Annotated in this window: 3 protein-coding genes; 1 reads left to right on the forward strand and 2 read right to left on the reverse strand. The window is 43.7% G+C overall.

All coding sequences use genetic code 11. The features are described from left to right. Window positions 1–1332: protein kinase domain-containing protein (locus QUB56_RS34695; protein WP_332960901.1), on the reverse strand; the 1332-nt coding region annotated here is incomplete at its 3' end. A gap of 416 nt (window positions 1333–1748) precedes the next feature. Beyond that, window positions 1749–7853 carry an AAA family ATPase gene (locus QUB56_RS34700; protein ID WP_332960902.1) on the reverse strand — a complete coding sequence of 2035 codons (6105 nt, stop codon included), beginning with the start codon at window positions 7851–7853 and terminating at the stop codon, window positions 1749–1751. A gap of 1107 nt (window positions 7854–8960) precedes the next feature. Between QUB56_RS34700 and QUB56_RS34705 the strand changes: the two genes are divergently transcribed. Continuing rightward, window positions 8961–11077: filamentous hemagglutinin N-terminal domain-containing protein (locus QUB56_RS34705; RefSeq protein ID WP_332960903.1), on the forward strand; the 2117-nt coding region annotated here is incomplete at its 3' end.

An 11077-nucleotide genomic window follows, 5' to 3' on the forward strand; every position in this document is an offset into this window, starting at 1 on the left:
TTGCACAAACTTTTGCATCAGCAAATTAAAGCGATTTTGGGCGGCAGTCCCCGACAGTTCTAGTGCAGGACTTTGAGCGCAAATAATGCGCTCTAACTCAGGAATCACCTCAATTAGCACTTGCCCGCTATCACCCAATGCTGTTACAATTCGGGTTTTCCATGTTTGTAATTGAGCATCCGGTTCTGATAATAATTGCCCCATCAATTCCCGAAATGCTTGCACAAATGCGCTGAAAGGAATATTGCGCCCAAATTGGTCGTATTTGCCTTTTATAAAATAGCCGCGCTGTCTGGCTATCGGCTTGTGGACTTCGTTCACTACGGAGGTTTTACCAATCCCAGAAAAGCCAGCTACCAGCATCATTTCGGCGCTACCTGTACTGACTCTTTCAAAGGCTGCTAATAGACTACAAACTTGATTTTCTCTGCCGTAAAGCTTTTCGGGAATCAGGAAACGGTCGGTAATATCCCGCGTTCCCAAGGCAAACTGCTCAATGTTACCCGTTTCTTGTAATTGAACCAGACACATTTCTAGATCGTGCTTTAGCCCCCCTGCTGTTTGATAGCGGTTTTCAGCATTTTTCGCCATCAATTTACTGACAATTTGAGACACAATTACGGGAACTTCTGGCTCGATTTCGTGCGCCGGAACCGACTGCCTAGCAATGTGGCAGTGAACCAGTTCTAAAGCGTCTTCTGTATCAAAAGGCAGTTTTCCTGTCAGCAATTCGTAAAATGTGACGCCGAGCGAGTAAAAATCAGCTCGATAATCGAGAGAGCGATTCATTCTGCCCGTTTGTTCAGGTGAAATATAGGCTAAGGTTCCTTCTAAAATGTTGGGGTTTTTCAGGGTTGGTGTTTCTCGCGTTAACTGAGTAGAAATACCAAAGTCGATAATTTTGAGCTGCCCGGTCGCCGGATTGAATACTATATTAGAAGGGTTAATGTCTTTGTGGATGATGTTTGCCCTGTGAATTTGCCCTAAAATTTCAGTTGTGGCGATCGCAAGAAGCAAAAATTCTTCTAGAGTAAACGAGCGCTGCTGCATCCAAATTGTCAAGGATTCGCCCCCAAAGTCCTCGACAAACATCACGAGGCTGTTTTGGTATTTTTGCAAGTCATAAACCTGCACGACTCCCGGCTCTTTTAGCTCTTGGGTGATGCGGTATTCAGTGCGGTAGCGCACCAATTCTTGAGGTGTGGGGTAGCTCTCTTTGAGCAGTTTGAGGATAATCGGCCCTTTATCTGCTTCCCGAATCGCCCGGTAAACCAGAGAGTTGGCACTTTCATAGAGAAGTGTCTGGGCGGCAACGCCTGCAATAGAGAGCATATTGATTTTTCTGCTAAAAATTAACGCGCCGTCAAAACGCACCAGCTTTGTTTCGAGAATAGCGCGTTAGAAAGGCAAAAAAAAGGTTGGTTAACAAATGTTTAGTTTTTCGGGTAGCAGCCTGCAAATACTTTCTGGTTGCCCGGATTTCCTGAGCCTAGTTTGTATTGTGCGTTAACCGTCGATCGCATTTTCTGTTGCCTTGATATTGAGATATAGCAACCGCGCCCGATGGTGAGGACCTTCTTAATCGCTCAAACCATTGCCCCCAATTGCATTTTTCTTCTCTTCTAGATAACTAAAGCCTTCAACATCTGCTATAGCTGGTGAGAGTTCCCTGGCGCTACGCCGTCGCCAACTCTCACCAGAAGCGGACTATCAAAGCCGTCAGGGACTCGAGGTGTAATAATGTAAGGTCAGATAACTGTCATTCCATCAATCATAGCTGACTGAATAATTGTATAAGCATCGACCCAAGCTTTTTCAGTTTCCGGTGTCCACTCTAAACCCATCTGCGCCTTCAGGGCTTGAATGAGTGCATTGGCAACAATAGGAAAATGTTCTGGTAAAACGCCATATTTGGCATGAGTTGCACCTAATCCTTTAGCAAAAACATTAATTAACTTAGGTTTCCGTAAATTTTCAATAATTACTTCTAAGCTTTGCCAAAGCTTTTCTTTTTGCTGTTCCATGTTTGTATGCATAAAAAGAGTTTCAATGTGAGGAGATTCCTGAAAAAGAATTTCATAAAAATCACTGACAAATTCCTCAGATTTAGGTTTAATTAATGCTAAACTTCTCTCTAATAGCTCGATGCTTAAAGTAAGATTTTTTCGATCGCACCACTCCCAATAAATTTGAGCAACTTGATCCGAAGGGCAGACCTTTAAACATTCAGCAAATAATTCGGTGGCTGCGATAAATTGTTGTTTGCGGTATAAACTTAAAGCTCGAGCAAATAAATCTTTTGTTGCTAATTTACCTCGCTTGGTTTCCGGAATATCTGCCTCAAAAACTTCATAAATTGTCGATAAGTCTACTTTTCCCTTAACGCTAATTTCAGCGATCATCCGCATAGCATAGTTGCTAGGATTAGCTAATTTGTTAAAAGTCTGCTGTGTAATCAGTAAAGCAACACCATAAGTTTTTGTTAATCCTTCCACACGAGAAGCTAAATTCACCGCATCACTAATTACCGTCGTATCCATGCGATTTTGCCCGCCCACGGTGCCTAACATTAAATTCCCAGTATTAATGCCAATCCCAATCTTAATCGGGGGCTCACCAGAATTAACCCGCTCTTGATTGTATACTTGAAGTTGATGCAGCATCACAATACTGGCGTTTACTGCATTATCAGGATGACCGCTAAATAGCGCCATAATTGCATCACCAATATATTTATCAATAAAGCCCTTATTTTCAATAATCGCTGATTCCATCCGAGAGAGATAAGCATTGATAAACTGAAAATTCTCCTCGGGTGTCATCTTTTCTGAAATTGTCGTAAAGTCACGAATATCAGAAAATAGCACTGACATTTCTAACTGTACTTGATCGCCTAATTGCACATCAATAATACTAGATTTTTCCAAAAGTTGCAGAAATTGACTGGGTACAAAGCGCTCGTAAGCTTTGTTGATTTGAAAAAGTTGATGGGTGAACCTCAGCCGCTCTGTTTCAGCTTTTTTCCGCTCTGTTATATCTTGAAATGCTGCTATACCGTAGGCAATATTGCTCTGATTATCATAAATAGGTGTTCCCCAAACTTCGAGCGGTACAACCTTGTCAGTCTGGTAGATTTCTATATCATTAACAGTGGAACTTTCACCATTTAATGCCCGCACTCCAGGCATTTTTTCAACAGGATAGGGCTGGGAAGTGTCAGCAGTATATAGTTGATAAACCTCTGTTAATTGCTCGCGCGTGGCATCTGCTACAACTCCTTTTCCCAGAAGCTGCTGCGCCTTCTGATTAACGTAGTAAGGTGTACCACTGGGTTTGAGTACCATTATCCCTACTGGCATCGCTTCTAGGAATTGAGTCAGCCTGGTTTCATTTTCGCGTACTTCTGTATAGAGTTGAGAATTTTGAAGTGAGATAGCGGCTTGTCCCGATAACACTTTTAATAGTTCCACTCTTTCTGGGGTAAAAGCTCCGGCTGTCAGATTGTTTTCTAAATAAACAATACTAACGATTTGAGATTGGTTAATTAGCGGCACACATAAAATTGATTTGGGCTGATGCTTTTGGATGTAGGGGTCGTTGGTAAATTGTCCTTCTCGGACAGCATCATCTAGTACCACGCTTTCTTGAGTGCGGGCCACATAATTAACAATTGCTCCAGAAAGTTTTTGACAGGTTTCAACTGGGATTGACTGCAACACGGTGACTTGTTGGGAATTTATTGTCCCTTCAGCTTCAATGAACAGTTGTCCCTGGTTTGATAATATTAGATATCCTCTTTGCGCCCCCGCACTTTCAATCAAAATTTTCATCAAGCTCGACATGAGTTTATCTAGCATTATTTCACCGGAAATTGTCTGAGAAGCTTTCATTACTGTGGTGATATCTAAGTTAGATTCCGAACCAGTAGTTACTCTTGCGGTAGTTTTAGTGTTTTTATTTCTCGGTTGAATTGGTTTTAATAACTGGGGATATCGCGTTTCTAAATCTTTGACCTTAGCTGTGGCTCCCCATTGGATATAACAATAATACGCCTCAATTATGTAGATTTGAGCAAATTTTTCTTTACCCCATTCCCAGTAAAATTTGGCTGCTAGTTCATTAGCTAGTGCTTCTTCGTTGAGGAATTTATTTTCTTGGGCTCCTGAAATGGCGCGATCGTACATTTCAATCGCCTCAGCTTTATTGCCCAAAACTCGATAGCGTTCTGCCTCAATTAAATACCATTTATGCAGATAATTTATCGGAGTATAATTAGCCCACTGTTTCAGCGTAGCTTGATAAATTTCCACCTCAGCAATAATTCCGGCTTGCTCAATTTCTGGGTGGGTGGGAAAAACTGCTAGGTGGGTAAGGGCGGCATAGAAATGGAAAATGGGAAGATGAACACCTCCCGATACTGCCATCAAATAAGGCTTGGCTTGGGCAATGTAGTTTAGTGCAGCAGTGTAATTGCTAAATATGTAAGCAAGCAACAGTTTGTAGATGTAGATAGTAGCAATCCCTGCGAGTTGATTGTTTTGATGGTGCTTAGGAATCATTACGGTTTCATCGTAGGCAGTTCCTATTAAACAATCTGGTTGACTTACAGTTTCTCTCAAGTTTTTCATCGTCTGCCACATCATATCCAAAGAATCCTGAGCAGAATATTGTTTTGCCTCAGCCATGACGACGCTGTAACTTCCTATTTCTGGTTCGCAAGTGTTTAGTTCTACCCCACTGAAAAAGTTGGTATTAAAGTAAAAATTTATGTTGTAGCCAGCGTTACCGAGATCGCCAGCTTCCATGCCAGCCATATAGCCATCTTTTAGGGTTGATATCACTGCTCTCATAGCTTCCTTATGATGCTGTATAAAAGCCCCAAACAAAATCAGAATAATGGATTTTAATTCTCGTGAATTGAGCCGATATAGCAAGTTTAGTGCCAATCGACCGAAGCTATAGCCTGTTTCTACCTCTCCCAAAAAACCACACAACATCATACCGTGAAGTGCGTACCCCACACTTGATTCGGGTGCATTCCCAAAGGAGAGCGATAAACTCACCATCGTTGAGCTAAGGAGTGGTAGTAAACCGGACTTTCCCATGAAAATCGGTCCCGGTAACATTCCTAATATTTGCATAGCGGCCTGAGTCTGGGAATTCGTCATCACAGGTAGGTCAACCAGTTCTTCAATTTGTCTGCCCTGAAGTTGACTCTTCAGGGTTTGTAGCGCTTTACTAATCAAAGCTTGGTCAGGTTCAGTTGGGAATTCAACCCCCAGTTGTAAGAGTGCATTTGTGCCCACGGCGATTGCTTCTAACATCTTGTTTTGGGCTGTCCGTGCGGATATCTGAATTTCGTAAATTTTAACTTTGTCTAAAATCGTCTGAGCATTCTGTAACACCTGTGATGCCATCTGTTCCATGAGGTCAATATCACCATTCAAATAGGCTGATTCAGCAGTAGCTACATATAGGTTTAGTGTCAATTTATACTGACTTTGCCAGCAGTTATCTCTGAGTAAATTAATGCCTGTTTGCAGATAGACCATTGCGGCTCCGTAGGCGGTAGAATTTCTGGCTTTACCTCCAGCTTTTAAGTTGAGTTTTGCTAACATTTCCCGTTCTTTAGGTTGAGTAATTAACTCCTGTCCTCGATTTAAATGACCCACAATATCGAAGAGTTTTTCCTCCTGTTCTATTTCTGAGTAATTTTTCTGAAGTAATTGTCCGATTCTCAGGTGAGTTACTTGTTTTTGATTTTCATAAATTAGGGAATAAGCTGCTTGCTGGACGCGATCGTGCAGGAAGCGATAAGTTGGATTGGTAATAGACTCTGTATGGGAGCGATCGTCTGTTGGAATGAAGCATTTATAGCCTTCTGTAATCGGTAAAATGAGTTCTTCTTGTAATGCTCTCCAAAGTGCTGATGCCGTTTGTTCTGGTAATTCTTCGTTGACTATTGCCAATGTATCTAAATCAAACTCCGCCCCAATGCAGGCGGCAAGTTTGAGAACCTCCTGAGTTTCTCCGGGCAACTTTTGCAATTGCACCGCCATAAACTCCACCACATCCGAGGCGTCGGCAAATGTAACTTGAGAAATATTGCACTGCCAATGTCGTACCTCCCAGTCAAAGATAATTTGACCATCTTCATAGAGCGACTTGAGGAATTGAGTAGAGAAAAAGGGATTACCTTTTGTTTTTTGATAAACCAATTCTGTCAAGGGTCCGGCTAAAGATAAATCGCAAATCAGCGTATCTGCTACCAACTGATTGATATCTGCTAAACTCAACGGTTGCAGGGTAATAGTATTCACCACTGCCCCAGACTTCACAATCTCATCCACTGTCAACATAAACGGATGAGCAGCGGACACCTCATTATCCCGATAAGCACCTAACACTAACAGATGCCCCCTATCCTGCATTAACAGTTGTAGCAACTTCAGGGATGCCGAATCTGCCCACTGCAAATCATCCAAAAACATCACTAAGGGATGTGAGGCAGTAGTAAATACTTGCACAAACTTTTGCATCAGCAAATTAAAGCGATTTTGGGCGGCAGTCCCCGACAGTTCTAGTGCAGGACTTTGAGGGCCAATAATGCGCTCTAACTCAGGAATTACCTCAATTAGCACTTGCCCGCTGTCGCCCAATGCTGTCAGAATCTGAGTTTTCCATTTTTGTAATTGAGCGTCAGTTTCTGATAATAATTGCCCTATCAATTCCCGAAATGCTTGCACAAATGCACTGAAAGGGATATTTCGCTGGAATTGGTCGTATTTGCCTTTTATAAAATAGCCCCGCTGTCTGGCTATTGGCTTGTGGACTTCGTTCACTACTGTGGTTTTACCAATCCCAGAAAATCCAGCCACCAGCATCATTTCGGCGCTACCTGTACTGACTCGCTCGAAAGCCACTAATAGATTATAAACTTCTGTTTCCCGGCCGTATAACTTTTCGGGAATCAGGAAACTGCCTGTAATATCCCGCGTTGCTAAGTCAAATGGTTCTATGCTATCCGTTTCTTGTAATTGAATCAGACAACTCTCTAAATCGTGCTTTAGCCCCCAGGCAGTTTGATAGCGGTTTTCGGCATTTTTCTCCATCAATTTACTGACTATTTGCGAGAGAATTAGGGGGATTGTGGGATCGATTTCGTGGGGAGGAATCGGTTGTCTAGCAATGTGGTAGTGAACTAACTCTAATGCATCTTCTGTCTCAAAAGGCAGTTGTCCTGTCAGCAATTCGTAGAAGGTGACACCGAGGGAGTAAAAATCAGCCCGGTAATCGAGAGCGCGGTTCATCCTGCCAGTTTGTTCCGGGGAAATGTAAGCGAGGGTGCCTTCTAAAACGTTGGGGTTTTTCAGGTTCGGCGTTTCTCGCGTTAGCTGAGTGGAAATGCCAAAGTCAATAATTTTTAATTGTTTCGTTTGGGGGTTGTAAACTATATTAGAAGGGTTAATATCTTTGTGGATGATGTTTTCCCTATGAATTTGCCCTAAAATTCCTGTAGTGGCGATCGCAATTTGTAAAAATTCTTCGAGAGTAAACGAGCGCTGCTGCATCCAAATTGTCAAGGATTCGCCGCCAAAGTCCTCGACAAACATCACGAGGCTGTTTTGGTATTTTTGCAAGTCATAAACCTGCACGACTCCCGGCTGTTTTAGCTCTTGGGTGATGCGGTATTCGGTGCGGTAGCGCACCAATTCTTCAGGTGTGGGGTAGCTCTCTTTGAGCAGTTTGAGGATAATCGGCCCTTTATCTGCTTCCCGAATCGCCCGGTAAACCAGAGAGTTGGCACTTTCATAGAGAAGTGTCTGGGCGGCAACGCCTGCAATAGAGAGCATATTGATTTTTCAGGTAAAAATTAACGCGCAGTCAAAACGCACCAGCTTTAGTTTCGACCATAGCGCGTTAAAAAGGAAAAAATAAAGTTTGTTAACAAATGTTTAGTTTTTCGGGTAGCAGCTTGCAAATACTTTCTGGTTGCCGGGATTTCGTGAGCCTAGTTTGTATTGTGCGTTAACCGTCGATCGCATTTTCTGTTGCCTTGACGTTGAGATATAGCAACGGCGCCCGATGGTGAGGACGTTCTTAATCCCTGAAACCATTAGATATCTCCAAAAACTCCTAAAACCTCTTCCCACTTGGTTTATGGCTACCTGCCCCATAGATGGCAGCCATAAACCAACGCTTAAATAAGGGTTGAAAGATTTTTTAATAAAAAGTCCCAGATTTTTATTGCCTAATTTTCACTTTTTTTCCTGTTTATAGCTACTTTTATTTAGATTTAACTATTGCACCAGTCCGCCATTATTAATCCACATACGAGCAGAATTACTGGCTCATAATTGTCAAATTTTCCTCGAAATCTCTCGGCTGCCAGTCGAAAAATATTTACCCAGCTAATTATAGGTTTTACAAAAAATCTTTTCTAGCCTTCTATTTATAGCGGTTCGATCGCGTGGTGAGGTATACCCTATGCCCTATGCCCGTGGGCCCACGGAGCCCTATACCTTATGCCAGATAGTACCTCATGTTACTGAGAAAGGGTATATTTTATTTTTTGTGAGCATCTGTAATATATTGACTTGGAGTTCATATGTGAGGAGTATCAATATGGTGTAAGTATACGCTTGGTCAGGAGAATCTGATCGGCAATCTCTAGTTTAGGTGGGCGACCACCTCCGCCTTTGATGATGCGAATTTGAAAATTATCTGGAACTTTTGGCTGCTGGTTATACAAAGTTTAAGCATGAGTAATTATTCCTATGAGTTGGTTCGAGTTTAGACCCAATAGCCTTGTGGTTTCTCAGGGATTTTTTTCTATTTCCGACGTTGACTGATAAAAGTTAAGGGAAAATTCTATGATAATATTGAAGCGCTCGCACTCTTAGTTTATTTGGTGGAGATATCTAATGAAACTAGCCTTCTTTTCTATACAGAGTGCAGCAATGCTAGCGAGCGCAGCCACTATTTTGAGTACAGGGGTGGTTCAAGGACAACCCATTGTTCCCGCACCCAATGACGCTGGCACTACTGTGACGCCTAGCGGCGATCGCTTGAATATTACAGGCGGCCAAACTTCTAGAGATGGAGCGAATCTTTTCCACAGTTTTCAAGAGTTTGGGCTGAGGGAAGGGGAGGTTGCTAATTTTATTTCTACTCCCGCTATTCGCAATATCTTAGGACGGGTAGTAGGCGGCAATCCTTCTATTATTAACGGTTTAATTCAAGTAAGTGGCGGGAATTCTAACCTGTTTTTAATAAATCCTTCTGGTATTATATTTGGTCCTAATGCTAGCTTGAATCTTCCGGCGGCTTTTACGGCTACTACTGCTACTAACATCGGTTTTGATTCCGGTTTGTTCAATATGGTAGGGGCGAACTCTTACAGTACGCTAATAGGAAGTCCGAACAGTTTTTACTTTAATCTCAGCCAACCCGGAAGTATCCTCAATGCAGGTAATTTAGCAGTTAGGCCTGGAGAAAGTATAAGTTTAATTGGCGGCAATGTCGTGAGTACGGGTTCCGTCAAGGCTCCCCAAGGTAATATTATTATCGCTGCTGTCCCTGGTAATAATGCAGTTAGGATTAGTCAAGAAGGGCATTTATTAAGCTTAGAAATTGGGGCGGTTGACGGGGGATTGTTGGCACAGAATGGGCAATTATCTCTGCCTTTGTCTCTTCCGCAATTGCTTGCCGGCGCAGGTGAGAAATCTGCTACTGGTATCTCGGTTAACGGTGCCGGAGAAGTGGTTTTGACGGCGGGTTTGAGGGTGGAAAGCGGAGATGTGGCAATTGCTAGTTCTACTGTTAATAGTCAGAATGCTACACTCTCGGCAGCGGGTAATCTCACTTTGGTAGAAAGCCAGCTACTTACTGAGAAGAATTTGTATCTGTTGGCAGGAGATACGGTGCGGGTGCGGGATGGAGGTTATCCTTTCAGGGCGATCGCAGGTGGCAATCTTACTATACAAGGTAATCAAAATATTGATATTTTCGCGCTAAATTACCCTAAGCCTGCATTCCAATCCTCCGGGGATATCACTTTATTGAGCAATGGCACTGTTTCCGGTGATGCTCACTTCGCTGCCGGTGGTAATTTTGCTATTCTCACATTGTCTGGCGATGGCGGCAGGTTTGTGAGTTTGTTCGACCCGATTATCAGTTCGGATGGAGATGTGAGGTTTGGGGATTATACTGGAACCTCTCTTAAGGTGGAAGCAAAAGGTGCGATCGCGGGGGGAGATATTAGTATCACTCGGCCAGATATTACTTTGTCAGGTGCTGCCGATCCAGATGCGGCGGTGCTTTCAGGTAGTGCAGCTTTAATTCTGCGATCGGGGGTTTCGACTTTGGCGAATGCTGCGAATCTGCCGCCGAATGTCATGGCTGGGGAGACATTTTTTGGTTCTGGGGGTGTGGCTTCGGGCAATAGCATCGGAGTGGGAGCGATTTCGACAGCAGGCGGGCCTGTGATTTTGGAATCACGAAGGGACATTGCGCTGGATGCGATCGCCACGAATGGGGGTAATATTACTCTCAAAGCTGCCAACGACATCGCCGTTACAGGCACTCTTCAGTCTACTGGCGGCAGTATTGACCTCACGGCTGGCAATTTGCTCAGAGTCAGCGGCATTTTTAGAGACAGCAGCGGTGTAGATGCGAGCATTTCCAGCGCTAATGGCACGGGTGGCGGGGCGATTACTATTCGCCACGGGGGGAGCACTACTACACCCTTTATTGTCGGCGATCCGAGAAGGAATGGGACGACGGGAGCGATCGCATCCGGTTCCGAGACAATTTCGCCGCAGTTCCCGGTGCCGGTGCCGCCTAGCACTTACACTCAGGGCAATATTACTATCATTACTCCAACACCAGCACCAACACCAGCACCAACACCAGCACCAACACCATCTCCAACACCATCTCCAACACCATCTCCAACACCATCTCCAACACCATCTCCAACACCATCTCCAACACCAGCGCCAACACCAGCGCCAACACCAGCGCCAACACCAGCGCCAACACCAGCGCCAACACCAGCGCCAACACCAGCGCCAAC

It is taken from the genome of Microcoleus sp. AR_TQ3_B6, assembly GCF_036702785.1.
Taxonomy (GTDB): domain Bacteria; phylum Cyanobacteriota; class Cyanobacteriia; order Cyanobacteriales; family Microcoleaceae; genus Microcoleus.